General features: G+C 63.5%; 23 protein-coding genes and 1 tRNA gene. 9 read left to right on the plus strand and 15 right to left on the minus strand.

The window, feature by feature from the left end; translation table 11 throughout:
• Positions 1-62: 62 nt before the first annotated feature.
• From ACZ5WT_RS17730 to xylF, 4 genes are all read right to left on the minus strand, one after another.
• Positions 63-704, minus strand: coding sequence for a DUF1345 domain-containing protein (locus ACZ5WT_RS17730; RefSeq protein WP_464285078.1), 642 nt, complete (start codon positions 702-704; stop codon positions 63-65).
• A 65-nt stretch (positions 705-769) separates the two neighbouring features.
• Positions 770-1,552 carry an ATP-binding cassette domain-containing protein gene (locus ACZ5WT_RS17735; protein WP_464285079.1) on the minus strand — a complete coding sequence of 261 codons (783 nt, stop codon included), beginning with the start codon at positions 1,550-1,552 and terminating at the stop codon, positions 770-772.
• Positions 1,553-1,563: 11 nt separating this feature from the next.
• A complete protein-coding gene (locus ACZ5WT_RS17740) occupies positions 1,564-2,865 on the minus strand; it encodes a sugar ABC transporter permease (protein WP_464287241.1) in 1,302 nt (433 codons plus the stop codon).
• 127 nt (positions 2,866-2,992) lie between these two features.
• Entirely contained in the window at positions 2,993-4,036 is a 1,044-nt protein-coding gene (xylF, locus tag ACZ5WT_RS17745; protein WP_464285080.1) for a D-xylose ABC transporter substrate-binding protein, read from the minus strand.
• 242 nt (positions 4,037-4,278) lie between these two features.
• On the opposite strand from xylF, the gene ACZ5WT_RS17750 reads away from it, so the two are divergent.
• Positions 4,279-5,493, plus strand: a complete 1,215-nt coding sequence (locus tag ACZ5WT_RS17750; protein ID WP_464285081.1) for an ROK family protein — start codon at positions 4,279-4,281, stop codon at positions 5,491-5,493.
• 4 nt (positions 5,494-5,497) lie between these two features.
• Here the strand turns inward: ACZ5WT_RS17750 and rfbA are convergent, their stop codons facing one another.
• From rfbA to rfbC, 4 genes are read right to left on the minus strand one after another with little or no spacing between them, the layout of a single operon-like run.
• Positions 5,498-6,373, minus strand: a complete 876-nt coding sequence (gene rfbA / locus ACZ5WT_RS17755) for a glucose-1-phosphate thymidylyltransferase RfbA (RefSeq protein WP_464285082.1) — start codon at positions 6,371-6,373, stop codon at positions 5,498-5,500.
• A 36-nt stretch (positions 6,374-6,409) separates the two neighbouring features.
• Positions 6,410-7,300, minus strand: coding sequence for a dTDP-4-dehydrorhamnose reductase (rfbD, locus tag ACZ5WT_RS17760; RefSeq protein WP_464285083.1), 891 nt, complete (start codon positions 7,298-7,300; stop codon positions 6,410-6,412).
• A complete protein-coding gene (rfbB, locus tag ACZ5WT_RS17765; protein WP_464285084.1) occupies positions 7,300-8,367 on the minus strand; it encodes a dTDP-glucose 4,6-dehydratase in 1,068 nt (355 codons plus the stop codon). The genes rfbD and rfbB overlap by 1 nt, the downstream gene beginning before the upstream one ends.
• Position 8,368: 1 nt before the next feature.
• Complete coding sequence (gene rfbC, locus ACZ5WT_RS17770; RefSeq protein WP_464285085.1) at positions 8,369-8,938, minus strand: dTDP-4-dehydrorhamnose 3,5-epimerase; 570 nt, start codon at positions 8,936-8,938, stop codon at positions 8,369-8,371.
• Positions 8,939-9,172: 234 nt separating this feature from the next.
• On the opposite strand from rfbC, the gene ACZ5WT_RS17775 reads away from it, so the two are divergent.
• Complete coding sequence (locus ACZ5WT_RS17775; RefSeq protein WP_464285086.1) at positions 9,173-10,600, plus strand: mannose-1-phosphate guanylyltransferase/mannose-6-phosphate isomerase; 1,428 nt, start codon at positions 9,173-9,175, stop codon at positions 10,598-10,600.
• Here the strand turns inward: ACZ5WT_RS17775 and cysN are convergent.
• Both cysN and cysD read right to left on the minus strand, forming a co-directional pair.
• The gene (gene cysN / locus ACZ5WT_RS17780; protein ID WP_464285087.1) at positions 10,597-12,483 is read right to left on the minus strand and encodes a sulfate adenylyltransferase subunit CysN; all 1,887 of its coding nucleotides are present in this window, start codon (positions 12,481-12,483) and stop codon (positions 10,597-10,599) included. The two genes, ACZ5WT_RS17775 and cysN, sit on opposite strands and share 4 nt — an antisense overlap.
• A gap of 2 nt (positions 12,484-12,485) precedes the next feature.
• Positions 12,486-13,394 (minus strand): sulfate adenylyltransferase subunit CysD, encoded by a 909-nt coding sequence (cysD, locus tag ACZ5WT_RS17785; RefSeq protein WP_464285088.1) that lies wholly within the window; start codon positions 13,392-13,394, stop codon positions 12,486-12,488.
• A gap of 329 nt (positions 13,395-13,723) precedes the next feature.
• Between cysD and ACZ5WT_RS17790 the strand changes: the two genes are divergently transcribed.
• On the plus strand, positions 13,724-14,029 hold the full coding sequence (locus ACZ5WT_RS17790; protein ID WP_464285089.1) for a hypothetical protein: 306 nt from the start codon (positions 13,724-13,726) through the stop codon (positions 14,027-14,029).
• Positions 14,030-14,089: 60 nt separating this feature from the next.
• On the plus strand, positions 14,090-14,464 hold the full coding sequence (locus ACZ5WT_RS17795; protein WP_464285090.1) for a Rap1a/Tai family immunity protein: 375 nt from the start codon (positions 14,090-14,092) through the stop codon (positions 14,462-14,464).
• 473 nt (positions 14,465-14,937) lie between these two features.
• On the opposite strand, the gene ACZ5WT_RS17800 is transcribed toward ACZ5WT_RS17795, so the two are convergent.
• A tRNA-Thr gene (locus ACZ5WT_RS17800) sits at positions 14,938-15,013 on the minus strand.
• A 223-nt stretch (positions 15,014-15,236) separates the two neighbouring features.
• On the opposite strand from ACZ5WT_RS17800, the gene ACZ5WT_RS17805 reads away from it, so the two are divergent.
• The 3 genes from ACZ5WT_RS17805 to ACZ5WT_RS17815 are packed head-to-tail and all read left to right on the plus strand — an operon-like array spanning position 15,237 to position 19,402.
• A complete protein-coding gene (locus ACZ5WT_RS17805) occupies positions 15,237-16,988 on the plus strand; it encodes a Wzz/FepE/Etk N-terminal domain-containing protein (RefSeq protein WP_464285091.1) in 1,752 nt (583 codons plus the stop codon).
• 10 nt (positions 16,989-16,998) lie between these two features.
• Entirely contained in the window at positions 16,999-18,156 is a 1,158-nt protein-coding gene (locus tag ACZ5WT_RS17810) for a glycosyltransferase family 4 protein (RefSeq protein WP_464285092.1), read from the plus strand.
• Entirely contained in the window at positions 18,134-19,402 is a 1,269-nt protein-coding gene (locus ACZ5WT_RS17815; protein ID WP_464285093.1) for a lipopolysaccharide biosynthesis protein, read from the plus strand. The genes ACZ5WT_RS17810 and ACZ5WT_RS17815 overlap by 23 nt, the downstream gene beginning before the upstream one ends.
• Here the strand turns inward: ACZ5WT_RS17815 and ACZ5WT_RS17820 are convergent.
• The 3 genes from ACZ5WT_RS17820 to ACZ5WT_RS17830 are packed head-to-tail and all read right to left on the minus strand — an operon-like array spanning position 19,399 to position 22,731.
• Positions 19,399-20,499 (minus strand): polysaccharide pyruvyl transferase family protein, encoded by a 1,101-nt coding sequence (locus ACZ5WT_RS17820; RefSeq protein WP_464285094.1) that lies wholly within the window; start codon positions 20,497-20,499, stop codon positions 19,399-19,401. The two genes, ACZ5WT_RS17815 and ACZ5WT_RS17820, sit on opposite strands and share 4 nt — an antisense overlap.
• The gene (locus tag ACZ5WT_RS17825; protein WP_464285095.1) at positions 20,496-21,734 is read right to left on the minus strand and encodes a glycosyltransferase family 4 protein; all 1,239 of its coding nucleotides are present in this window, start codon (positions 21,732-21,734) and stop codon (positions 20,496-20,498) included. Before ACZ5WT_RS17825 ends, ACZ5WT_RS17820 begins: the two co-directional genes overlap by 4 nt.
• Positions 21,735-21,777: 43 nt before the next feature.
• Entirely contained in the window at positions 21,778-22,731 is a 954-nt protein-coding gene (locus tag ACZ5WT_RS17830) for an NAD-dependent epimerase/dehydratase family protein (RefSeq protein WP_464285096.1), read from the minus strand.
• 282 nt (positions 22,732-23,013) lie between these two features.
• On the opposite strand from ACZ5WT_RS17830, the gene ACZ5WT_RS17835 reads away from it, so the two are divergent.
• Both ACZ5WT_RS17835 and ACZ5WT_RS17840 read left to right on the plus strand, forming a co-directional pair.
• Positions 23,014-23,277 (plus strand): spike base protein, RCAP_Rcc01079 family, encoded by a 264-nt coding sequence (locus tag ACZ5WT_RS17835; protein ID WP_464285097.1) that lies wholly within the window; start codon positions 23,014-23,016, stop codon positions 23,275-23,277.
• Complete coding sequence (locus tag ACZ5WT_RS17840; RefSeq protein WP_464285098.1) at positions 23,277-24,239, plus strand: phage head spike fiber domain-containing protein; 963 nt, start codon at positions 23,277-23,279, stop codon at positions 24,237-24,239. The genes ACZ5WT_RS17835 and ACZ5WT_RS17840 overlap by 1 nt, the downstream gene beginning before the upstream one ends.
• Before the next feature lie 16 nt (positions 24,240-24,255).
• On the opposite strand, the gene ACZ5WT_RS17845 is transcribed toward ACZ5WT_RS17840, so the two are convergent.
• The gene (locus tag ACZ5WT_RS17845) at positions 24,256-25,449 is read right to left on the minus strand and encodes a hypothetical protein (protein WP_464285099.1); all 1,194 of its coding nucleotides are present in this window, start codon (positions 25,447-25,449) and stop codon (positions 24,256-24,258) included.
• Positions 25,450-25,543 lie beyond the last annotated feature (94 nt).

A 25,543-nucleotide genomic window follows, 5' to 3' on the forward strand; every position in this document is an offset into this window, starting at 1 on the left:
TCCGATTCACGAAATTTGCCGGACCCTCGCATACCCACCGCCAGCGGGCAATGTGACCAAGGCTACAGCGACACCACAACATTGACCGTCGCCGCGACAATTACGGTGTTGAAAAAGAACGAGAAAATGCCGTGCATCAGCACCAGTCTTTGCATTTCACGCGAGGTCACATTCACGTCCGCCACCTGGGCAGTCATGCCGATCACATAGGAAAAATAGAGGAAACTAATCCCGTCCGGCCGCTCCTGGCTGGGGAACTGCAGGCCACCCCGGTCCTTGACCGGACCACCGCGCAGCGACTTGGCGTCCGCGTAGTAGACGTAGGCGTAGTGATGGGCCGCCATGGCATGGACGGTGAGCCAGCCCAGAGGCACGGCCACCGCAGTGGCGACCAGTTCAAGCCCGCCAGCATCCTTCGATGCCACCAGCAGGAAAAGGGACACAACCGAGCTGACGATCACCGCAATGGTGGCGAGAAAGATCAACCCCGCCGGAGCGTCTTCGAGGTCGGCATGCTTGTCGAGGAAGTCAGCACTGGCCCGAGGAAACAGCGCCAGGCTCATCGCCAGATAGATGGCAAAGAAGGTGATGGATCCCCAGAGCACCGCTTGTGCCGGAGAAATGAGCAAGGTCGCCAGGGCGACCGCTACCCCCGCACCGGCAGCGATGTAGAACGAGCGGTGACGTAAAGACTTTAGAAACACGCGCAGCTATCCCTCCGCCCAAGAGGAAGGATAGCTGCTGGCGTGGCAACAGCAAGCGCGGAGTGTCAGCCCTCGATGGCACCCGGCCCTGCTTGTGCCCCGGGCGGCACCTTCCCCAGGATGATCATGCCAAGAACCTCGTCCTTGGTCACATCGCTGGTACGGGCGCTGCCGACAACCTGCCCGTTCTTCATCACGACCAGTCGGTCGGCGAGATCGAACACGTCATGGATGTCGTGGCTGATCAGGAAGATCCCGATTCCATCGGACTTGAGCTGCTTGATCAGGTCGCCCACCTGCGCAGTCTCCTGCGGACCAAGGGCGGCCGTCGGCTCGTCCATGATCAGAATGCGGGCGTTGAACAGAATGGCCCGGGCAATGGCGACCGACTGGCGCTGACCACCGGACAGCGCTTTGACCGGCTCCTTGAAGCGGCGGAAGTTCGGATTGAGCCGCCCCATCACTTCGCGGGCCTTGGATTCCATGGCGGCATCGTCAAGCGTGCCGATGGCCGTGGTGATCTCGCGCCCAAGGAACAGGTTGGCGGCCGCGTCGACATTATCCGCCACAGCCAGCTGCTGGTAGATGGTCTCGATGCCGTAGGCCTTGGCATCGCGCGGATTGTTGATCGTTGCTTCCTCGCCGTTGATGCGGATCTGTCCGGCGTCGCGCTTGTAGGCGCCCGAGAGGATCTTGATGAGCGTCGATTTGCCCGCGCCATTGTGGCCAAGCAGGCCCACGACTTCACCGGGATAAAGGTCGATCGTGGCCCGGTCGACAGCACGAATGCCACCGAAGGAAATCGAGATATCGTTCATTTCGACGAGAGGCGTTCTGGTGTCCAGCATGACAAGGACTCCTAGATTTTGTTGCGGCGGTAGAGCGTGTCCAGCCAAACCGCAAAAACGAGAACAATGCCGACGACGATGGATTGCAGCGGGCTGTCCATGCCCATCAGCACCATCCCTGACTGCAGCGACTGCATCACCAGCGCACCCAGCAGCGCACCGGCAATGGTGCCGACACCACCCGCCAGCGACGTGCCGCCAATAACGGCCGCAGCGATGACGTAGAGCTCATCGAGCGTACCCAGAGCATTGGTCGCCGCATTGAGGCGGGCAGACGAGATGGCCGCGGCGATGGCGCAGAGCGCGCCCATCAGCATGAAGATTTTTACCGTCACCCAGCGGGTGTTGATACCCGCCAGCTCGGCCGCTTCCGGATTGCCGCCCATGGCGAACACATAGCGACCGAAGCGCGTACGCATGGAAATGAAGGTCATGACGACGCCCACGCCCAGCGCAACAAGCACGGGAACGGCGATGCCATGCGCGATGAACAGTCCACCCTCGGGAATGGGGATGTTGTTCGCCGCGGCGTAGTTCTGGGCAATGCGGACAGGCCAGGGGTAGGAATTAGCAACCCACACAGCCGCAATCGTCAGCCCGCAGCCGATGGCAGCGAGCGCCGCCTCAGCCCAAACGGGGCGCAGCGGAAAGTTGAAGCGCTGCCGCTGCCGCCGTCCGAAATAGAGCCCAATCAGGATGGCCGCACAGGCCACCACCGCCACGACCCAACTCCAGAGCGCGCCGATAGCCCCGGCGGGTCCGCCGCCCATCAGCTGGAAGGTCGGATCAAGCGGTGCAACGGTCCGCCCGGCGGTGACCCACCAGGCCGCGCCGCGCCACACGAGATAGCCGCCAAGCGTAACGATAAAGGCCGGGACCTTGAGGTACGCAATGATGCTGCCCTGCAATGCCCCAATGGCCACGCCAATCAGCAGCCCCGCGCCCAGCGAGAGCACCCAGATTGCCGGGTGGCCAAGGCCAAGCCCGAGCCGAACCGGCAAAATGTCGGTCTGCATCACGCCCATGATCATGGCGACCAGCCCCAGGATCGAGCCAACCGACAGGTCAATGTTGCGGGTGACGATCACCAGGACCATGCCCGTCACCATCACGGCGACCGAGGCTGTCTGGACCGAGAGGTTCCAGAGGTTGCGCGGCGTCAGGAACAGCCCGCCAGAGAATATGTTGAATCCTACCCAGATGATGATGAGTGCCCCCACCATGCCGAGCAGGCGGGTATCGAGCTCGGTGGCGTAAAGGAACCGCTGCAGAGGGTTCTGCGCGTAGACACTCGGGTGCACGTTGTTTGGAATGGCTTGCTGATCTGCCAAAGTCTGTCTCCCCCTTGGGCAGCGGCGTCCCTGGCCAGGCGCGCGCCCTTAACAACAGTGCCGCAGCCAAGCTGCGGCACTGCCTTGCGTAGTCTAAACCCAACGGGCCTTAGTTACACGCAGCAACCGTACCGGCGGCAACGCCCTGGCACACCACGTCCTTGGTCACCCAACCGGCGTCGATCACGACGTTCAGGTTGTCCTTGGTGATGGCGACGGGAGCGATGAAGAAGGCATTCATTTCAACGCCCTTCGGGCCACCGGAGAACTTGGTGGTGCCGGTGACGGCGTCGAGCGCGGTGCCGCCAGCCAGCTCAAGGGCCACTTCGGCAGCCTTCTTGCCAAGCTCACGAGCATCCTTCCAGACCGAAACGGTCTGGGTGCCGAGTGCGATGCGGTTCAGGGCGGCGTGGTCGCCGTCCTGGCCCGAAACCGGCACGGAGCCGGCAAGGCCCTGCGCAGCCAGGGCCGCAATCGCGCCACCGGCGGTGCCGTCATTGGAGGCAACAACAGCGTCGACCTTGTTGTCGTTGGCGGTCAGGAACTGTTCCATGTTCGCCTGGGCGACTTCGGGGTTCCAGTTGTCGGTGTAGGCTTCGCCGACATTCTTGATGTCGCCCTTGTCGATGGCGGGCTTGAGCACTTCCATCTGGCCTTCGAAGAGGAAATCGGCGTTCGGATCGGCCGAGTTGCCCTTGATGAAGACATAGTTGCCTGTGGGCTGCACAGCGTAGACAGCAGAAGCCTGCAGACGACCGACTTCCTTGTTGTCGAAGGTCAGGTAGAAGGCATCCGGGTTTTCGATCAGGCGATCATAGCCGACCACCGGAATGCCTTCGGCAACAGCCGCAGCAACGGCGGGGCCGACAGCTTCACTGTCCTGCGCCAGCACGATGATCGCCTTGGCGCCCTGCGAGATCAGGCTTTCGATGTCCGTCAGCTGCTTGGAAGCCGACGACTGGGCGTCAGCGGAAATGTACTTTGCGCCAGCGGCATCCAGAACGGCCTTGATGGCGGCTTCGTCAGTCTTCCAGCGCTCTTCCTGGAAGTTGTTCCAGCTCACGCCAACGGTGATACCGTCCTGCGCCATGGCAACGCCGGCAGAACCGGTGATGACGGTCGTGCAGAGCAAGACCGCTAAAAACTTGTTCATATCTGTCCTCCCTAGCGGGGGTCCTCCCACCCGCATTCGTGCCGGTGGCTCCACCCCAGCGGGGCACCTCCACCAGCGCCCTGAGCATTATTTTCACTGCTCGAAAAAAGATGTGGCATAGCAGCGCGATGTGAGTCAACTTCAATTTCGAAACTCGAAATAAATCTTCGGTGCGTTAGTCCGAACGGGTTATTTGATCGGAATTATCTGGACTTAGAGGGGTAGACCGCTTGGTGCGGAATGTGGGCGATAGCGATACCGTGCGTCGGCAGAACCGCGGCCTCGTACTCGGCGCCTTGCGCATGCGGGGGCCGTTGTCTCGTACGGCCCTCGCCGGCGAGACCGGGCTCAGTCACGCCAGCATCACGACCATCACGCAGGATCTGATCAACCAGCAGGTCATCTCCGATCAGGCCCCTGGCGCCAAAGCCGAAAAGCCGGGTCGCGGCCGTCCCGTAACCCTTGTCGCCTTCAACCGCATGGCAGGCGCCGCCGCCCTGTTCGAAGTCGACGTCAACCGCGCCCGCCTGTCGCTGGTGGATTATGGTGGAGTGCTGGTCGACCGCATCGAGACACCCGTCACCCCGACCACCTTTGCCGAAACGGTCCCCGCGACGTTTTTCGCCGATCGTCTGCGCCAGTTGCAGCAGCGCAACCCAGCGGAAGCGAGTACCCTAAAACGCGTGGCGATCTCGGTTCAGGGCATTCTTGGCCGCGACGGCAATGATCTGCAGTGGTCCCCCATCGCGCACTTGGCCAACAAGCCCTTCGCGCATGACCTGACGGCGGCGTTCGGGGTCCCCGTCACCGTTCACAAGCGCGGACGCCTGCTGGCCGAAGGCGCCCGCTGGCTTGATCCCGCGCTGCGCGACGCCAGCGTCGCCACCGTTTTCATTGGCTCCACAGTTGCCATGGGCATGACCTTCCGCGGCCAGATTCTGGGCAGGGGCGATGAAGGCGCCACCGAATTCGGGCATATGAACCACCTGCCGAATGGCGCGCTCTGCCGGTGCGGCATGCGCGGCTGCATCGAGGCTTATGCCTCCGATTATGGCGTGCTGCGCACCGCCTATTCTGTGCCCGAGACCGCCACCCCTGCCCCAGCCGTGCCGCACCAGGAATACGAACAGCTGATCACCCGCGCCGAAATGGGTGACCGCAGTGCCACGCACGCGTTCAACGTGGCGGGCCGCGCGGTCGGCTTCGGCCTCAGCCGCATGATGGCGGTTTTTGACCCATCGCATATTCTCATCGTTGGACCGGGCGCGCGCGCCTTCGACTTGATGCAGAACGAGATCAACGCGGCACTGGCCAGCGCTTTGGTCTGCCGGGTCAACGGCATGCCCAGCGTCATCGCTCACCGCGACGAAAAAGAGCTCATCTTCAAGGGCCTGCTCATGAAGACGCTAAACGAGATCGACCAGTTCGATATCGCTGCCATGGCCAACGTCAACTAGCCGGCTACTTGTCCTCGCCATCGAGCAGGAACTGCAGGTAGTGGCCGTACTTGCTCTTCTTGAGGCCACCAATCAGCCGCATCAGATCGCTCTCGCCAATATAGCCCATGCGATAGGCAACCTCTTCGGGGCAGGCAATCTTGAACCCCTGCCGCTTTTCCATGGTAGCCACGAACTGGGCAGCCTCCAGCAGGCTGTCAGGCGTCCCCGTATCGAGCCAGGCATAGCCGCGCCCCATCAATTCTACGTTGAGCTGCCCGCGCTCGAGGTAGGTGCGGTTCACATCAGTGATTTCAAGCTCCCCTCGCGCCGACGGGGTGAGATTGGCTGCAATGTCCACCACCTGTGAGTCGTAGAAATAGAGGCCCGTGACGGCCCAGTTGGATTTGGGATGAACCGGCTTTTCATCGATGCTGACGGCATGCATTTCGCGGTCGAACTCCACCACGCCATACCGCTCGGGATCGTTGACGTGGTAGGCAAAAACCGTCGCGCCGAAGGTTCGTCCAACGCCCTTGTGCAGCAGTTCCGGCAGACCATGGCCGTAGAAGATGTTGTCGCCCAGCACCAGTGCCGAGGGGCCGCCGGCCAGAAAATTGGCGCCAATGCGAAAGGCCTCGGCCAGGCCATTGGGATGCGGCTGATCTGCATAGCTCAGCGAGATGCCCCACTTTGAGCCGTCCCCGAGCAGATTCTTGAAATGCTCGCTGTCCTGCGGCGTCGTGATAATGAGGATGTCGGTTATCCCTGCCAGCATCAGCGTGGTGAGGGGATAGTAGATCATCGGCTTGTCATAGACCGGCATCAGCTGCTTGGAGACGGCCATGGTGATCGGATGCAACCGCGTGCCGCTCCCACCTGCCAGGATTATTCCCTTCATCGCCTTCGCTCCGCTCACAACCGCGCAGGCACGATGTCACAACGGCTCATTGAGCAGCCGCGCCACCGCAATGCGGGTTGACGTTCGCCAGTCGGGCAACACCTGCCCATGCACCCTTTGAAGTTTCGCATTCGACAGGCGCGAGTTCATTGGACGCCGCGCCGGGGTCGGGTAATCGGCGGTGCGGATGCGCGTCACCCGCGCCGCCGGCCCACCAAGCCGGCCCGATATTTCAAGAATCTCGCTGGCAAAATCCGCCCAGCTGGCCTCGCCTGATCCCGTCATGTGAAAGACCCCGCGCAGGCTCGTATCTCGCGGCCGCGCCACAAGGTTGCGGGCGACCCCGATCACCGCGTTGGCAACGTCGAGCGCCGAAGTGGGATTGCCGTGCTGGTCATCGACCACGCGAAGCTCGTCGCGTTCTGCTGCCACCCGCAGCATGGTCTTGAGGAAATTGCTGCCGAAGGGCGAATAGACCCAAGCGGTGCGTAGGATGACATGGTTTGGCGTCGCCACCGCGACCGCCACTTCGCCGTTCAGTTTGGTCTTGCCATAGACACCGAGCGGGCCGGTCGGATCATCCTCGCGATACGGCTCGGTCTTGCCCCCATCGAAGACGTAATCGGTCGACAGATGAATGATCGGGATCCCGAGCTCCCGCGCCACGCCGGCCAGCCGGCCAGGTCCGATCGCGTTGATCGCCTCCACCGCCGCGAGGTCGCCTTCGGCCTGATCGACTGCCGTATAGGCTGCCGTCGACACGATGACGTGGGGCCGCGCCCTTCGGATCGCACTGAAGTCTGGCGTGGGGCTCGCCAGATCCAATTGCGGGCGGCCGACGGGGATGACCTCGACCCCCAGTTCCGCCCCCCGCTCCATCAACGCCGTCACCACCTGCCCCGCCTTGCCCGTCGCAACGATGCGCATCAGCTCGCCCTTGCTGTTGTTGGGCTGAGAACGCCCAGCCGCCCCCCCGAATACCGCTCCCGCAGCGGCCCCCACCACCATTGGTTCTCAAGATACCAATCGACGGTTTTCTCGATGCCGGTTTCAAACGACTCCCGGGCTTTCCAGCCCAGTTCGGTCTCCAGCTTGCTGGCATCGATCGCATAGCGCGCATCGTGACCCGGACGATCCGCCACCAGCCGTATCAGGCTTTGCCGAGGCGCCGCGCCCGGCCGGCGCTGGTCGACGAGATCACAAATGCTCCGGACGACATCGATATTGCGTCGCTCGTTGCGGCCGCCGACATTGTAAGTCTCACCGACCCGCCCGCGCTCCGCGATCCGGTCGAGGGCTCGCACATGATCTTCGACATAGAGCCAGTCGCGGACATTCTCGCCGGTGCCGTAGACCGGCAGGTCCCGCCCTTCGAGGGCATTGAGGATGGTCAGCGGAATGAGCTTCTCGGGGAAATGGTACGGCCCGTAATTGTTCGAACAATTGGAAACCAGCACCGGCAGGTCATAGGTGCGGGCCCAGGCCTTGGCCAGATGGTCCGAGGCCGCCTTGCTGGCCGAATACGGGGAACTCGGGTCGTAGGCGGTTGTCTCGGCGAACAGCCCCTCATCGCCCAGCGAGCCATAAACTTCGTCGGTTGAGACATGGAGGAACCGGAAGCGTTCCCAGGCGGTACCCGTGAGCCCCGCACGATACGCCCGCGCCACTTCGAGCAGGGTGAACGTGCCCATGACATTGGTTCGGATGAAGTCTTCCGATCCGGTGATCGAGCGATCGACATGGCTTTCGGCGGCCAGGTGCATCACCCTGTCCGGCTGAAAGCTCGCAAAGGCCTGCTGCATCGCCCTGCGGTCGCAGATGTCGGCCTTGAGGAACCGGTGTTCGGGCCGCCCGCTCACGGCGCGCAGCGAATCCATGTTGCCGGCATAGGTGAGCTTGTCGACGGTGAGAACCTCATAGCCCTTCTCGAGCACGAGATGGCGCACCAGCGCAGAACCTATGAACCCGGCGCCGCCGGTTACCAGCACCCGCATTTCAACTCGCCTTCGCGTATGTGAAATAGTCGCCCAGCTCACGCAGCATGGGCTGCTGGGCATCCTTGGGCGAGAGCTGACTGGGGTCGGCAAGGTCGGGCCAGGCGACGCCGATTTCGGGATCATCCCACCGCACGCCCTTGTCGCTGTCGCGGTCGTAATAGCTGCTGACTTTGTAGGAAACGACGCAGTCCGGCTCGAGCGTGCAGAAGCCATGCGCAAAACCCGGCGGCACCCAGAGCTGGTTTCCCGACTCGGCCGTGAGCGTAATGGCGGTCCATTGCCCGAAGGATGGTGAGCCGCGCCGGATATCGACAGCGACATCGAAAATCGACCCAGTCACGCAGCGGATCAACTTGCCCTGAGCGAACGGGTCCGACTGGAAATGGAGGCCCCGCACCACCCCAGCACTACGGCTTAGCGACTGATTATCCTGCACAAAACTGAATCGGCCAATATTGGCCACGAACCAGTCATTCCGGAAAGTCTCGGAGAAATACCCCCGGTGATCGCCATGGCGCGACGGGATGATTTCGACCACCCCTTCGAGCTTGGTTTCGGCCAGCCTCATGGTTGTAGCAACTCCGGGACCACGCGATGCGATCTGCATCCGGAGACTACGAAGGCCGGTTTGGATGTACCAGTTAGTGGTTAGAGCTAGTTGTAACCCGCCCACGCAAAGAGCTCACCCCTTTGGCATCTTTCACGGCAAAGATCAGGGAGGAGAACACCAAGCAAAACAAGCCGGATTGAACAATTAATTGAACCATGACTTGTATATTGCAATCGATCGGGGCAATCGGGCATGTCAGCAGTAATCGTACCGGTAATTCTCGCGGGCGGTCAGGGTACGCGGCTTTGGCCAAAGTCGCGCGCGGCTCGACCCAAACAATTCCTGTCGCTGACCGGCAAGGCCAGTCTGTTTCAGAAGACCCTGGAGCGCGTGAGTGATCGTTCGCTTTACGCGCCCCCGATTGTCGTCACCAATTCCGACTACCGTTTCATCGCTGCCGAGCAGGCGGCCGAACTTGACGAGGCGCTCACGGCAATCCTGCTTGAGCCCGTCGCCCGGAACACCGCCATGGCAATCGCTGCCGCCGCGGCCTATGCCAGCGATCATTTCGGGCCCGGCGCCGTGCTGCACATTCTGCCCTCCGACCACGAAGTGTCGGTCGACGCCGGTTATTGGACCGCTGTGGCTGCGGCCGCTGAAGCAGTAGCAGCGGGCCAATTGGTGACCTTCGGCGTCACCCCCGCCCACCCCGAAACCGGCTTCGGCTATATCCGCTCCGAGGCCAGGATTGGCGCCGGCACCGCGCCCGTGCTGCGCTTCGTTGAGAAGCCCGACGCCGGCCACGCCGAACGCATGCTCGCCGAAGGCGGCTACCTCTGGAACTCGGGCATGTTCATGATCGGGGCGGAGAGCTTTCTGGGCGAGTGCGGCGACCTTGCTCCCGCAACGCTCTACGCCGCGCGCCGCTCCGTCGCCACGGCCAAGGCCGACCTCGACTTCGTCCGCCTCGACGAGGCATCCTTCTCGGCGGCCCCCAATATCTCCGTAGACTTCGCGATCTTCGAAAAGACTCGCAAGGCGGCCGTCGTCGCGGTGGACTTCCCCTGGTCGGATCTGGGCAGTTGGGATGCCGTCTGGAAGACCGGCAAGCGCGACGCCGACGAGAACTTCACCCAAGGGCCGGTCACGCTCATGGACGTGCGCAATTCCCTCGTCGTCACCGATCAGGCCCATGTCGCCGTCCAGGGGCTGGATGACATCCTGGTCGTCGCTTCAAGCGATGCCATCTATGTCGGCCGCCTGTCCGAGGCGCAAAAGGTCGGCGCCATGGTGAAAACACTGCGCGCCCGACCCGAAACGATCGCCTTGACCGAAACCCATCCCACAACCCACCGGCCGTGGGGTGGCTATTGCTCGGTCGTCGCGGGTGAACGCTTCCAGGTCAAGCGCCTGTTCGTCAAACCCGGCAGACGGCTCAGCCTGCAGAAGCACCACCACCGGGCCGAACACTGGATCGTCGTGCGCGGCACCGCCGAAGCAACGCTCGATGGCGTCACCACCATGCTTGGCGAGAATGAATCCATCTACCTGCCCCGCGGCTGCGTGCATCGCCTCGCCAATCCCGGCAGGATCGAGCTGGAATTGATCGAGGTGCAGACCGGCCCCTATCTCGGCGAGGACGATATTGTCCGCTTCGCCGATGAGTTCGGCCGCGTCTAGCGCTGGAGCCAGTCGTGCAGCTTGTCGGCCAGCACTGCGGGCGCCTCATCGGCCCCGTGCAGCACCAGTTCCGGCGTCGTGGGCGGCTCGAAGGGTGAATCGATACCGGTGAAATTCCGGATCTCGCCCGCCCGCGCCCGCTTGTAGAGCCCTTTGGGATCGCGCGCCTCGCAGACCGCCAGCGGCGTATCCACGTAGATCTCAGAAAAGTCGATGTCGCCCGCAATCTCCCGCGCCAGACGACGCTCGTTTTCGAAGGGCGAGATGAACGACACCAGCACGATCAGCCCCGCGTCTGCCATCAGCTTGGCGACCTCAGCCACGCGCCGGATGTTCTCGACGCGCGCCGCTTCGGTAAACCCGAGATCCTTGTTGAGCCCGTGGCGAACATTGTCGCCATCGAGGATATAGGCGTGCTTCCCTTCGGCAGTCAGGCGCTTTTCCAGCAGGTTCGCGATCGACGACTTGCCCGAGCCCGAGAGCCCCGTGAACCAGACGATCCTGGGAACCTGCCCCTTCATCTGGGCTCGCACCTCGCGGTTCACGTCAAACGACTGATAGGTGAGATTCTGCGCCCGGCGCAGCCCGAAATCGATCGTGCCGGCCCCCAGCGTCGCGTTGGTCAGGCGATCCACCAGAATGAAACCGCCGGTCAGCGCATTGGTCGAGTAGGGATCAAAGGCAATCGGCTTGTCGGTGGCAATGGTCACCGTCGCGACCTCATTGAGATCGATCTTGGTCGCCGCCGTATGTTCCAGCGAATTGACGTTGGTGCGGAATTTCAGGTCGGTGATCGTGGCGGGCACGATCTGCGTGCCAACCTTGAGCAGGTATGACCGCCCCGGAAACGCAGACTCCTCGTTCATCCACACCAGGCGCGCCTGGAACTGGTTGGAATACTCTGGTGTCTGACCGGGCAGCGTCAGCACGTCCCCGCGCGAAACGTCGACCTCCCGATCCAGCACCAGCGTCACCGCCTGGCCCGCCACGGCGCGATGCAGGTCACCATCCATGGTAACGATCCGCTTGATCACCGCCGGCTTGCGCGACGACGCGATCAGAACGTCATCCCCCACCGCAACCGCGCCCGATGCCACGGTGCCGGAAAAGCCGCGGAAATCGAGGTTCGGCCGGTTCACCCATTGCACAGGGAAGCGGAACGGCTGCGCTGAGCGATCCTCGGTGACGTCGATGCTCTCAAGATAGGGAACCAGCGCCGCCCCGCCATACCAGGGCGTGTGTGGGCTTTGCGCGAGAATATTGTCGCCTCGCAGCGCCGAAACCGGCACCGCCGCCAGGGTCTGGAAGCCCAGCGGCTCGGCGAAGGCGCGGTATTCGGCAACGATCTTGTCGAACACGGCCTGATCGTAATCCACAAGGTCGATCTTGTTGACCACCAGCACCACGTGCTTCACCCCGATCAGCGACAGGATAAAGCTGTGGCGACGGGTCTGGGTGAGGATGCCTTTGCGCGCGTCAATCAGCAGCAGCGCCAGGTCGGCATTCGAGGCGCCCGTCGCCATGTTGCGGGTATACTGCTCGTGGCCCGGCGTGTCAGCGACGATGAACTTGCGCTTGTCGGTCGAAAAGAACCGATAGGCCACGTCGATGGTGATGCCCTGCTCGCGCTCGGCGGCCAGACCGTCGACCAGCAGCGAGAAGTCGATCCCCTCATCCCCCGTCGTGCGGTTGCGGCTCTCCTTCTTCAGGCTGGCCAACTGGTCATCGAGAATGAGCTGGCTGTCGTAGAGCAGCCGGCCAATCAGCGTGGATTTGCCGTCATCGACGCTGCCGCAAGTCAGGAAGCGCAGCATCGACTTGTCGGTCTGCTGGTTGAGCCACAGGTCGATATCGGTATCAGGCGTCGCAAACTGCAGGTTCATGGTCAGAAATACCCTTCCTGCTTTTTCTTCTCCATCGACCCGACACTGTCGCTGTCGATCAGCCGCCCTTCCCGCTCCGATGTGCGGCTGGCCTGCATTTCCATGATGATTTCGGGTAGCGTGCTGGCGCTGGAGCGGATTGCCCCGGTCAGCGGGTAGTCGCCCAAGGTGCGGAACCGCACCAATTCCTCGCGCGGCATCTCGCCCGGATTGAACCGGAACCGCTCGTCATCGACCATGATCAGCGTTCCCGAGCGGTCCACCACCGGGCGTCGCTTGGCGTAATAGAGCGATGGCAACTCGATGCCTTCCGAATAGATGTAGGTCCACACATCCAACTCGGTCCAATTGGAGATCGGGAACACCCGCATGCTCTCGCCGGGATTGAGCCTGGTATTGAACACCCGCCACAGTTCCGGCCGCTGGTTCTTCGGGTCCCAGGCATGGCTGGCATTGCGGTGCGAAAAGATGCGCTCCTTGGCGCGCGACTTTTCCTCGTCGCGCCGGGCGCCACCAATGGCGGCGTCATAACGGCCGGCGTCGAGTGCCTGCCGTAGCGCCTGCGTCTTCATGATATCCGTGAAGCGCGAGGAGCCATGGTCGAATGGATTGATATTGCCCGCCAATCCATCGGGATTGGTATGGCTGATCAAATCAAACCCGTATTTTTCCGCCATGCTGTCGCGAAATGCGATCATCTCCCGGAACTTCCAGGTCGTGTTCACATGCAGCAGCGGGAATGGAATTTTGCTGGGATAGAACGCTTTGCGCGCCAGATGCAGCAGCACGCTGGAATCCTTGCCGATGGAGTACATCATCACCGGCCGTTCGAAACTCGCGGCGACTTCGCGGAGGATTTCGATGCTCTCGGCCTCGAGGCTTTGAAGGTGCGTCAGCGAACCCTTGGTCACTCTGATCCCTACTCCAGCATGTCCCCGACAGGGGCGAATTTGGTGTCTGTAGGTACGGCTTTAGCCCTCTTGTCAGCAACCCTCAAAAGCGCGCAAACCCCTGCGCCACAAGGCCTTTGGGCATAATCGTCTGCCATCGCGCACGTCGCCGATAAGGCACAACTGAGACCACTGACGAGGGCAGTTCAAATTGCGCGCGAGATGGTTCGGCGGCGAAAAAATAGTTCCGCGCCCCGCTTCGCCACCGCCCCGATTGCCAAATCGGCGGGATAGAGATCGAATGCCCGGGGTGGGCGAAACCTCTTCCCCCGCATCAATCAGAGAACCGAATGAAACACATCCTTGCGGCCGCCGCCCTTCTGGCACTGACACCAACCTCGGCCTTCGCGGCTCTCTCCGGGTTCTACGACAGCGCCGAGCAGATCACGGCGATCCTCAGCGACAGCGAAATCGCCGACGCCCTGCGCCAGGCCCCGATTGGCCACATCGCCAACACCGGCACGCGGGACGACGGCGCCCACGAATGGCAAATCCGCACCCAGGACTGCGACCTGACGGTCTACCTCATCCCCGTCGCCCCATCCGGCCCCGGCAAGACCACCTATCGCCCCGAAGGACCATACGCCTGCGAATAACCCCGGCATGATGCCCAGAAAGTGGGTGTGCAGCGGCCGATGGCAGGCTAGATGAGGGAAATGAGAGCTTTCACAATCGCCTGCCTAACAACTTTCGCCCTGGCACTGAGTGCCCCGGCCTCGGCTTTTGATCAGGGCGAAGGCGGCTATTTCTACTCGGGCAATAAATTGCACGAGATGTGCCGCAACACGCCATCAATGGCGATGAGCTACATCATCGGCGCCTACGATGGCGCGCAGTACATGGCGGCCTATCTGCAGAAGGGGCACTCCCCTTTTACCTTTTGCGCCCCGGCAAACTCCGTCACCACGCAGTACCGCGACATCGTTTGCCGCTTCGTCGACGAACATCCCGCGAAGCGGGCGTCTTCTGCCTTTACCCTTGTGTCAGAAGCGCTGCAGGAAGCATGGCCCTGCCCTTCATCGGCGTTCTAGAGGGGCCAGCCGACAGGCGAGGCCTGGAACTCAGGCAGCAACGAGCCGTTCCCCTCTCACCACGTGAGGAGATATCGATGTTCAAAGGTGGTTTGCTCTGGCTGATCGGGATTCCGATCCCGATTATTTTGATACTCTGGTTCATGGGCTACCTCGGCTAGTCGACAGCGCGAGAGGGGCGGCCAGTAAACCCTCTCGCGTTCCGAAAAATGTGCGCGGAGGCGAGTCCCCAACCATCAATGCCAAGGTCACGCTCGTGTAACCGAGGCCATTGCTCACCCGCCGATGGGAAGGGAACAACTGCCCCCGAAAGCAACAGCCCAGCCAGCGCGGGCATTGCCCGACGGCAACGACCTTGGCAACCGAACTGAATCAGCCTGATCCGCCGGCAGCGTGTCGAAGGCCGCGATTTGCAAACTGGAATCAGAGGCAAAAGGAGGTCGTCGGAGAAGCCCACAGACCAAGGGCTCTGATGGTGCCGGCAGCAGGGTTCGAACCCGCGACCCCCTGATTACAAATCAGGTGCTCTACCAACTGAGCTATACCGGCACACAAGGTGGCGTCTAGCATCACCCGCACGGTCCCGCAACTGCATAAAGCCGCCTTCACCAGACATCCTTGGCGGCGGCGCCCCCTCGCGATATCCTGCCCAATACGGACTTATCTGACGGCGCAACTTTCCGGCACCAAACAAACTCCAAACAAAACCTCGATCACTTGCCAGTGCAATCGATTTCGATTTACCCTCATCTACATGCCTTGAGGGAAATTCATGGGCGAGACAGATTTTGACCTTCGTCGGATCATCAGCGTCTTGCGCCGCCGGTCTCGTCTGGTTCTCAGGACAGTCGTCGCGATTATCGGCATCGCGGCGATCTTCGCCTTCACGCAGACGCCAACCTACACCAGCTCGGCGCTTGTCCTGGTCGATCCCAGCGACAAGAACCTCCTCGAGCCGCAATCCCAGGTCACCAGTTCAGGCGACAGTGCCCGCATCGACAGCGAGGTGGAACTCGCTCGGTCCGATAGCGTCCTGCTGCGCGTCATCGAGCAGGAGCACCTCACAGGCGACGAAGAATTCGCCGCCTCGCCCGGGAACTTGACGAGCGCACTGTCCTTCCTCCACCTGCAGGAGCCGCCATCCCCATCAGACAGTGACGCCCTGAACGAGGCCCTCGCGCGCCTGCGGAACGCCCTTACCGTCCAGCGGCGCGGACTGACCTACCTGATCTCAATTCAGGTCCGCTCGGAGGACCCCACCAAGGCCGCCCACCTCGCCAATGCAACGGCCAACGCCTACATCCACCAGCAACTGGGCTCCAAGATCGATAGCGTCCTCACCGCCCGGAACGCCCTCCAATCCCGCGCTGTCCGGGCCCGGGACGCCCTGGCCGCGTCCCGAGACGCCCTGAGCAGCTTCACCTCCCAGGGTTTTGCCGGCGAAGATGAGCCGGTCCCCCAATCGCAACAGCGCAACACCCAGCTCGATGAGCTGCAGCAAAATGCCGACCTGGCGCGCAGCCAATACCAAACCCTGCTGGTCCGCTCCCATGAGCTCGACACGCAGGCGGATTTGCAGATTGCCAACAGCCGCATCGTCTCCCCGGCCCTGCCGCCGCAACACCCGTCGTCTCCCAATCAGGCGCTGATTTTCACCCTGGCAGGATTGCTCGCAGCGGGTGCCAGCGTCGCCGTGGCATTCCTCTACGAAAATCTCATCGGCGGGTTCACGAGCCAGGAGCAGGTTGAGGACGTCCTCCGGACCCCCGTCGCTGCCGTCATCCCACGCGAGCGGCCGCAATCAGACCGCGGCAGCCTTTCCGACGTCATGGTGCAGTCACCGCTTTCCTCCTTCGCGGAATCGATCCGCCGCGCCCGCGCCAGCATCGAGCAATCGGTGCGCAGCCAGCGACAAGGCAGCGCCAGAACGGATGCGGCGGTTCTGATGGTCACATCGACCGTCCCTTGCGAAGGCAAGACAACCTTTGCCCTGTCGCTGGCGCGCACCTATGCGCTGTCCGGCCACCGCGTGCTGCTCATCGATTGCGACCTGCGCCAGCCGAGCCTCCATCGCCATCTGGGCTGGCAGCCATCGCTCGGCCTGATGGATTTTCTGACGGCGGCGCCCGACAGTGCCGAAGCGATCGGGACCATCATGTCCCGCGATCGCATGGCCGATGTCACCGTCATCACCGGCACCCACCGCAGCGACGTCCCCACCGACCAGATCCTGGCCGGCCGCTCCTTCGAGCGCCTGATCCAGGCCGCCCGCCAGTCGTTCGACACCGTCATTCTCGATACGCCGCCGATCGGCCCGGTCGTGGACGGCCTCTACATAGCGCCCTTCGCCGATGTCATTTGCTGCCTCGTCCGCTGGTCACACACCTCCCAGCAGGAGGTTCAGGAGGGCATCAAGAGCCTCGCCGCCGCAAAGCTCGGCGACGCCACCATTCTCGCCGTCCTCAACCAGCAGGATGATGCCGGGATTGCCCATCACCGCCGGTATTACCCCGAAAGCAGTTGAGGAGCAGCCCGTGCGACGCGTGCTGGTCCCATTGCCGCCAACGACCTGGGGTGGCCTGCACGCCTTTTCGCAGAACATCGCTCTGCCTCTCAACGCACTGGGCTGGGAGCAAGTCGTCGTGGTGCCTCAAGGCGCCGATGCCATAGCCGAACGCCTCGCGGCCCCGGGCCTGACAGTTGTCCAACGCGATCTTGCCCGCCTGCGCCGATCATGGTCCGCCAATTGGAGCACTTTGGCAGGCCTCACCCGCGAAATTGCCGGCCTGTCCCGGCTCTGCGCCGATCATGATGTCGCCGTCGTCCAGGCCGTTGGCGCACACCACTATCACGGCGCGCTGACCGCCTGGAAAACCGGCCTGCCGCTGGTCTGGCAGTTGCATTCCGATCTGCTCCCGCGGCCTCTGCGGCCCATCGCTGCCACGATCATTCGAAACACCGCCGATATCGTGATGACCAACGGCGCCGCTGTGGGGCGGAGCTTCTTCGGCAACGCTGCCGTCGCCCCCCGCATATTCCACGCCCCGCTCGACCCCAGCCGCTTTGCCAAGTCGGCATCCCTGTGGTCATCCGCCCGGGCCGAACTGGGCCTGCCCGAAACCGCAACTGTCGTGGGCACCGTCGGCAACCGGGTCGCCCAAAAAGACCATGCCCTCCTCATCGAAGTGGCGCGCCGCACCCGCCACCTCTATCCGCACCTCCTTTACGTGATCCTGGGCGCCGACAACCCCAACTACCGCCAGCAGTATCAGGCTACAGTCGCGGCGCCCGCCGCCGACCTGAACCGGCAACACCCCGGTTACGTGACAATAGCCGAACCCGGCACGCGCGTTCCCGAACTCATCGGCGCCTTCGACATCTTCTGCCTCACCAGCCGCGCCGAAGGCCTTCCCCTCGCCGTCGCCGAAGCGGGCGCCGCTGGCCTGCCGGTGATCAGCACCGATGTCGGCGCGCTCTCCGAAGCGATCGAGGACGGCGTTAGCGGCTATCTGGTCCCCCGCAATCGCGACGCCGCAGCGGCCTTCGCCCAGCGCATTGGCCACCTGCTGGCGCAGCCCGATTTGCGCCGACAGATGGGTGAGCAGCACCGGCAGCGATTCATCACCGCCTTCTCGGCGGCCTCGGTCGCGCGCGTTCACGCCGACGCCTATGAAGCGGCGCTGCGCCGATGACATTGGAACTATCCCGCCAAGGCGGCCGCCCCGCAGCCATCCTCACGCGCATCGGCGGCTCCGCCCTGTTGGTCGCCTTGGGCTGGCCTTTCTCGGCTTTTTCGCCGTCGCCGCGCGGTTTTCGTCGAGTGCTGCCTTCGGCGAATTCGCCACCAGCCTGGCCCTCGCACAAATCCTTGCGGTTCCCGCCACACTCGGCTCCGCCCCGGCAGCACAGGCCATTTTGCCCGGCGCTCGCCCGCGCCTCGCGGCGATATTCCTGCGGTTCAGCGCCACCGCAACCATGCTTGGCACCGCAGCCATCGCCTGTGCTCTGTTCGCCGTCGCCTATGTCGCGCCCACCGGCAATCTGGCCGCCATGGCCCAGGGCGCCCTTTGGCTGCTGCCCGGCATCGCCCTGGGCACTTGGCGCGAATTCATCGCGCGATCGGCCGGAAACCTCCGCCTGTCCCTGCTGCCGCGCGACGTCATCTGGACCTTGGCCTGCATCGTCGCCATCCTCGCCCTGCCCCAGTTTGGCGACACATTGCTCGTCGGCGCGGCAACCCTGCTGCTGGCCATCGAGATAACCGCCTCGGCCATGCTGGTCCACAAACTCAACTACCAGCCAGGCCGCGCGCCCCTTCGCGCCTATCGACGCTGGCGCAGCCGGTCACTGGCGCTGATGCTAAACAATACCGGCGGCCAGTTGCTCGACCGCTTCGATGTCTTCATCGTCGGCCTGCTGTTCTCCCTCGACACCGCCGCGCTCTACGCCGTTGCCAACCGCCTCGCGCCGCTCGCCTCCCTCAGCCAGAGGTTCATCGTCCCGCCGCTCTCTGCCCCCATTGCCCGGGCCATGGCACATGCGGATTGGCCCGATATGCGCGAGAATCTGCGGCTCGGCGTGTCCCTCGGGACCGCTTATGGCGGCGCAGTTCTGCTGCTCATCAGCGTCGCCGGTCCATTGATACTGGGCCTCCACGGCACGCCATACCTCGCCGCCTTTCCCTTGCTGCTGATCCTCTCATTGGGACAGGCCAGCACCGCGATAGGCTCTACCTTCGGCCTCATCGTCAGCGTGGGGCCGCGCAGCTGGGACCTGGTGCGCCTCATCTGGCTGACGCTCATCCCCGCTTTCGGACTGGCCTATCTGGCGGGCACGCAGTTCGGGGCAATTGGCGTCGCCATCACGGCTGCCACGGCGGTAACGGCCTACAATATCCTCATCGCCAGAACCGCCCTCAGGACCCTCGGCCCCACCTAAACCGCCCGTTCCAGCAGCGCCGCCGTCGGATCGAGCACCTCGCGTTCCTGCCGTGGTGGCGCATCGCCCCGCGCCGCCAGCATCCTGGTAAACAACGCCGCGCGCAGCCCGTCATCGGCGCAGAGGTCCGACATAGCAAACAGGTCAGCCGCCGCCACGCCACTATTCTGCGCCGCATCGGCAACCTTGCGCTGGTAGGCCAGCCAGATGGTCGGCACGGCCATGACCCGTGCCGCCACTGCCACGTGATAACGCGCCGCTATGACCAGTGAACACCGGCCGATTTGCTGCGCAAAGGCCCGCGGATCGCCCGCGAACACGAGATGCTCCACCCGCCCCACCGGCGCGCCAAGCAGCCAGAGCATTTGCAGCGCCACCGCCTGATCGCTGTCCTTTCCGACATTCGCCGAAATCAGCATGACCCCATCGAACGCCCCGCTCCCCAGCGCCTCGGAAACCCTCCCGGCCAGCGCATCATAGAAAGCCTCGACCGCCACCTGTTCGGCGCCGGGCACCACTGCCGGCGGCACCAGGCTGATCCCCAGCAATCGCCGCGCCGCTGGTTCTTTCGGCGGTAGCGGCACAAAAGCCGACAGGTCGTCGGCGATGCTCACCTTGCTCGCGCCGCCCGGCAGCGCGGCCAGGTCGTCATACGATTGCCGGTCCCGCACCGTGATATCGTTAGCGGCCACCTTGAGCAGCGTGGTGAAGACCCGCGTGCGCCAGCGGTGAAGCGGCCCCACACCGACCCCGATCAGCGACACATGCCGTCCCAGCAGGCGCGCCAAGGCGAAGACTAGCGCCAGCGCCAACAGGTTGCGCCAGTAATCGCGATATCGGTCATGGGGATAGCCATCGTGGAACATGGTTCCGCCGCCGAGCACCACCGTATCGGCCCACCAGATCCCCTTGAGAATCTGCCCCGGCGCCCGGCTGTATCCCGCCTCCACGCCCAGCCTGCGCAGGTCTGGCGAAATCACCCCGTCCGGAGTTTGCACGCGGATCGCGCTGCCATCCCGCCGTCTCAGCAACCGCACCAGCATCAGCTCGTCGCCGAAATTGCGCCCGCCATAATGCCCGATGATCAGCGCCTTCAAGACGCTGGCTCCACCTGCGCCTGCGAGAGCGTCTCCACCTGACGCGGCCGCGCGGCCTGCATCAGCAGGTGCTCGAACCGCCCCGCGATAGCGTCGATTTCAAACGCCCGCTCGGCATAGGCCCGCCCGTTGGCGCCCATCTGTGCCCTCAGGGCCGCATCCCCCAGCAGGCGCTGCGCATTGGCCACCAGCCCGGCCTGATCGCTGGGCTCGCACACCAGCCCCGCATGTTCCCGCACCACGCTGCGCGCGGCGAGGTTCTCGCCCGGGATCGCCGCCAGAACGGCGCGCCCGGCGGCGAAATAACTCAGCACCTTGGAAGGCACGGAATAGATCCCCGCGCCCGGCTCGATCAGCGCAAACAGCACATCAGCGCCAGCCAGCATGCTGGGCAGGTGCTCCACCGGCACCCAGGGCCGCACATGCAGGTTGCCCAGCCCCTCGGCCCGCGCCGCCTCGGCGAGCGCGGTTGGCGCCGAACCCTCGGAGAACACATAGACATCCGCATCCAGATTGCGCGCCAGCGCCAGCAGGAGGGCGGGATTATGCTTGCGGGCCAGCGTGCCCGAATAGACCACCCGCAGGCGGTCCCCGCCCATATGCGCCCTGGCCCACGCATTGTCTCGCGGCGGCAAGGGTCCGTCGGCCAGGAGACCCCAGTTCTCGATCACATTGATCCGCGACACGTCGAGCTGCCACGGCCCCCGGCGAAACACCGACCGGAACTCGTCGGCAATCACCACCACCGCATCGCTGTGGCGGATCAGCGCCTTCTCTATGCTGCGGTAATAGGCACCCGCCAGCCGCCCGGCCAGCCGGCTGGTCTTGCCCAGTATCCGTCCGATCGCCTCCGAATAAATGTCCTGCACCCAGAACACATAACCCGTCTCCTGCGCCCGGCAGGTCCTGAAGATCGCTCGCGCGACTTCGAGCGGCGCATTGGCCGACAGCACGATGTCCGGCCGCTCATGCCGCACCACTCGGGAGATCGCCTTGCCATAGGCCACCTGCTGTCGGCGGCGGCGAAACAGGTTGTCCTTGTCGAAGGTCTCGGGCAGCACCAGTTCCAGCGCCCTGAGCGTTGCCGGGTCGCCGTCGCGGCGGGTCGTCTCGCCCTTGGGCGTCTGGAACCCGCCAAACGACACATAGAGCACCTCGTGCCCTCGCCCCGCCAGCGCGCGGGCCAGCTGCGCCGTAAACGCGTGCCCCGAAAAATCATGCACCATGATCTTCATGCCACCGCCCCCCAAAGCGGCCGCTGCTCCAGCGCTAACCCCGTCAGGTCGCGTTTCGTCGCACCTGCTGCTCCACCCATTCATAGGTTCGCTCAAGACCGGCGCGGAGCGGTTGCGACGGCCTCCATCGCAGCTTTTCCTCGATCAGCCGGTTGTCCGAATTCCTGCCGCGCACCCCTGTTGGCCCGGGAATGTGACACTTGCGCAGGCTCTTGCCGGCAATGTCGGCCACCAGGTCGACAAGCTGGTTGATCGTCACCATCTCGTCCGATCCGATATTCAAGGGCCCCGCGAAGCCCGAGCGCGACCGCCGCACCGTGCCTTCGAGGCACTCGTCGATGAACAGGAACGAGCGGGTCTGGTTACCATCGCCAAAAATCTCGATATCGCCCGAGTTGGCGGCCATCGCCACCTTCCGGCAAACGGCCGCTGGCGCCTTCTCCCGGCCGCCCCTCCAGGTGCCCTGCGGCCCGAATATGTTGTGAAACCGCGCGACGCGATTGGTCATGCCGTGGTTACGGTTGTAGGCAAGGAACAGGCGCTCGGAGAACAGCTTCTCCCAGCCATATTCGCTGTCCGGCGCCGCCGGATAGGCCGAAAGTTCCGCGCAATTCGGATTGTCCGGATCGTCCTGATTGTGGGCAGGGTAGATGCAGGCCGACGACGAGTAGAACACACTCCCAATGTTCCGCTTGTGCGCCCGATCAACAATGTTGAGATTGATCGTCGCGGAGTTGTGCATGATGTCCGCGTCATGCTCGCCGGTGAAGATATACTCCGCGCCGCCCATGTCGGCCGCCAGCTGGTAGACTTCGTCAAACCGGCGATCGATCACGCGGTCGCAGACCGCCTGGTCCCGCAAGTCACCAATCACGAAGTCATCGGCTTCGGTGGCCGCGTATTCCGGGAACTTCAGGTCCACCCCGCGCACCCAAAATCCTTCGGATTTCAAGCGTCTGACCAGATGGCTGCCGATGAAGCCGCCTGCCCCCAGCACTATCGCCGTCCTGCCCCGCATCGTGCCCCCACACCTGCGCCGCCCAACCGCCTCCCACGCCCGGCAAGATTGCAGATGCGCAGAACCCATATTGGTACAAATACAAGGATCAGCCCGCGCGAATAATATTGCAACTAGCAAATCATCCTGCGGCATCGCCAATAAATACCCGTCGCGTTCTTGTTCGAAAATCCTTCACTGCTCGCAACGACTTATTCAGCTTGTCCCCGCCCGAAGCACCGCATGCGAGGCTCGTCGCATTACTTCACCCGGAGACATGCCATGACCGACACCTACGCTTCGCACGCCAATTCGCTGACCGCCCCCGCCCGCGACGGCTTCGCAATCACGCCCAACGACACCACCGATCTCACCGCCGTCACCCGCGCGATCTATGTCGGCGGTCCCGGCAATCTCGCCATCGTGCTGCAATCGGGCGCGACGGTGACCCTGTCCAATGTTGCCTCCGGCTCGCTGCTGCCCCTGCGCATCAAGCGGCTTCTGGCCACTGGCACCACTGCAACCTCCATCGTGGGCCTGCTCTGATGCTCGGACTGCAACTCGCAACAGATCTTCACCGCCCGGACGCATGGTGGCCTCATGGCGCCGCCTACGCCGCCGATTTTGCCAGCGGTCGCTACATGCGCGGGGGCCTCGCGGTTTCGCGCGGCCAGGCCCTGTCCGTCACCCGCAACTCGCCCAAGATGATCCAGAACAGCGCCGGCCAGTGGCAGAGTGTGCCCGCCAACTCCCTGGCCCGCTCCGACCTTGGCGCATCCTTCGAACCCGCTTCGACCAACTGCATCCACAATAGCGCCATGGTGGGCGCTGCGCCGGGCGCACCGGGCACCATTCCCACCGGCTGGTCCATTCCCACGACCTCCAACGGGCTGACCCGCCAGGTGACCGCGGTCGGTTCGAGCAACGGCATGCCCTACGTCGATATCCGCCTCAGCGGCACCACAACCGCCGAGAACTTCATCAACATCGATCTGGTCGGGTCCAATTTCGTCGCTGCCGCCAATGGTCAGACCTGGACCCTGTCCTGCTTCCTCGCCTTGGCGGCCGGGTCGTTCGATGGCCTGCTGGCCGGGCTCGGATGTCGCCTGCGTGTGGCAGTCCGGGCGACGGGCGGGGCGTATCTAGGAGAACTTTCGAGCTCCCCCTCGATCAGCCCCACACAGACGCTCACCCGTTTTCACCAGACGGCCACCATTTCCAACCCCACCGCAGGCGTCATCTCACCCTATATCCAGGTGTGGTATCAGAGCGGCCAGGCCATCAACCTCACGCTTCGCCTGTCCTTGCCCCAGCTTGAACAGACCAGCTTCGTCAGCTCGCCTATTCCGACCTACGGCACGGCCGTCGCGCGCGCGGCCGACACCGTCACCCTCAACGCCCCCTCCACGACGGGCCTCAGCGTCACCACCACGGGCGGGGCAACGGAAGCGATCTCAGCCCCATGGACGCCCGCGCGCCCCTACGAGGCGGCCCGCATCACGGGCTGAAACCCGCAGGCCGGCGCTACACACGCAGCGCCGGCCTGCCGAGAGCCTTGATGGCCCATGCCAGCATCAATGCGCCAAGCGCCGAAATCAACGCCGGCCACGCGACAATTCCCAGGATGAACAGCTCGTTGCGCAGGAAGAACAGCACCCCGATTGATGCCAGGCAGGCAAACAGTGCACTTGGCTTGCTGGCGTGAATACTGCGCAGAAACAGCCGGACCGTCACGTATCCCACCAGCGCCGTCAGCACCGGCGCAAAGATGACGCCGAACTCCAGCACCGCCTCCGAAAACCCGCCGACCACCAGCTCGCTGCGCGAGTTCGCATAGATCTCCGGCGACCAGTAGCGCGTGAAATCAGTGCTGAGCGCGGTTGGCTTCCAGGCAAACCAGTCTCTGGGCAGCGGAACCGCCAGCACGCCCAGCAGGCCCTGAAACGGAAACCGCCACAGCGGCAGGTGCTCGTTGAGCACGAACTGGCTGAAGATCTCGGCGTGGCTGATCTCGTCGGTTTCAAACAGAAACGACAGTAGCCCGCCCCGCGCCCCGATATAGGCCTGTACATCGCCGGCGAACGAAGGCCCGCCCCGCGACAGCACCCGCAGCACGGACAAGACCAGCGCCAGCGGCACCAAAGCCAGCAAGGCCGCCCACCGCCCGATACGCAGCCCATGCAAAGAGAAGGCATACAGCGCCGCCATGGCCAGCACGACCAGTTGCCCGCGAACGCCGGACGAAAACACCGTGAAGACGGCGATCCCCAGCACAAGCGCAATCCGCACCATCGAGACCTTTTCGACCGTGATGCAGATAGCGGCAGACATCACCACCAACCAGAACATCTGGGCCAGCACGGGATTGCGGCTCGCGTTCAGCGCCTTGTTGGCGCCGATTTCATCCAGCCCGAACGTCGGTCCAAAACTGCTGACATAGAGGGCCAGCGTCCCTCCGCTAACCAGCAGAAACCAAACCAGCGCGGCACTGGCGAAGGTATCAGGAAACCGAACCGCTTTGATCCGTCGTCGGGACCTGAACGCAGCCACGGCCCCCAAAACCAACCCCAGAAACGCCCACAGATGGACCAGAACCACCTGCGAAATCTCGAAATTGCTGAGATTGACGGTAACGCCGCGCAGCGCCGTCACGCCAAGCAGGTTCTGATACAGAAGGTCGAACAGATAGATGAGGCAGAACACCGACGCCAGGAACAACGGATGCAAGGCCGACGCACGATGGGCCCCTGACGCGGGGGCGCCCGACAGCGCAAATCCCGCATAAAGCGTCAGGCCGATACCGGCCGCGATC

The sequence above is a fragment of the Devosia sp. T2-14 genome (assembly GCF_055397495.1).

Coding starts and splice junctions, on each gene's coding strand:
- ACZ5WT_RS17835 (WP_464285097.1), top strand. CDS start 23,014: ATGACCGACACCTACGCTTCGCACGCCAATTCGCTGACCGCCCCCGCC.
- cysN (WP_464285087.1), bottom strand. CDS start 12,483: ATGAACCTGCAGTTTGCGACGCCTGATACCGATATCGACCTGTGGCTC.
- ACZ5WT_RS17795 (WP_464285090.1), top strand. CDS start 14,090: ATGAGAGCTTTCACAATCGCCTGCCTAACAACTTTCGCCCTGGCACTG.
- ACZ5WT_RS17825 (WP_464285095.1), bottom strand. CDS start 21,734: ATGAAGATCATGGTGCATGATTTTTCGGGGCACGCGTTTACGGCGCAG.
- ACZ5WT_RS17805 (WP_464285091.1), top strand. CDS start 15,237: ATGGGCGAGACAGATTTTGACCTTCGTCGGATCATCAGCGTCTTGCGC.
- ACZ5WT_RS17735 (WP_464285079.1), bottom strand. CDS start 1,552: ATGCTGGACACCAGAACGCCTCTCGTCGAAATGAACGATATCTCGATT.
- ACZ5WT_RS17775 (WP_464285086.1), top strand. CDS start 9,173: ATGTCAGCAGTAATCGTACCGGTAATTCTCGCGGGCGGTCAGGGTACG.
- ACZ5WT_RS17790 (WP_464285089.1), top strand. CDS start 13,724: ATGAAACACATCCTTGCGGCCGCCGCCCTTCTGGCACTGACACCAACC.
- rfbA (WP_464285082.1), bottom strand. CDS start 6,373: ATGAAGGGAATAATCCTGGCAGGTGGGAGCGGCACGCGGTTGCATCCG.
- rfbD (WP_464285083.1), bottom strand. CDS start 7,300: ATGCGCATCGTTGCGACGGGCAAGGCGGGGCAGGTGGTGACGGCGTTG.
- rfbB (WP_464285084.1), bottom strand. CDS start 8,367: ATGCGGGTGCTGGTAACCGGCGGCGCCGGGTTCATAGGTTCTGCGCTG.
- ACZ5WT_RS17840 (WP_464285098.1), top strand. CDS start 23,277: ATGCTCGGACTGCAACTCGCAACAGATCTTCACCGCCCGGACGCATGG.
- rfbC (WP_464285085.1), bottom strand. CDS start 8,938: ATGAGGCTGGCCGAAACCAAGCTCGAAGGGGTGGTCGAAATCATCCCG.
- xylF (WP_464285080.1), bottom strand. CDS start 4,036: ATGAACAAGTTTTTAGCGGTCTTGCTCTGCACGACCGTCATCACCGGT.
- ACZ5WT_RS17815 (WP_464285093.1), top strand. CDS start 18,134: ATGAAGCGGCGCTGCGCCGATGACATTGGAACTATCCCGCCAAGGCGG.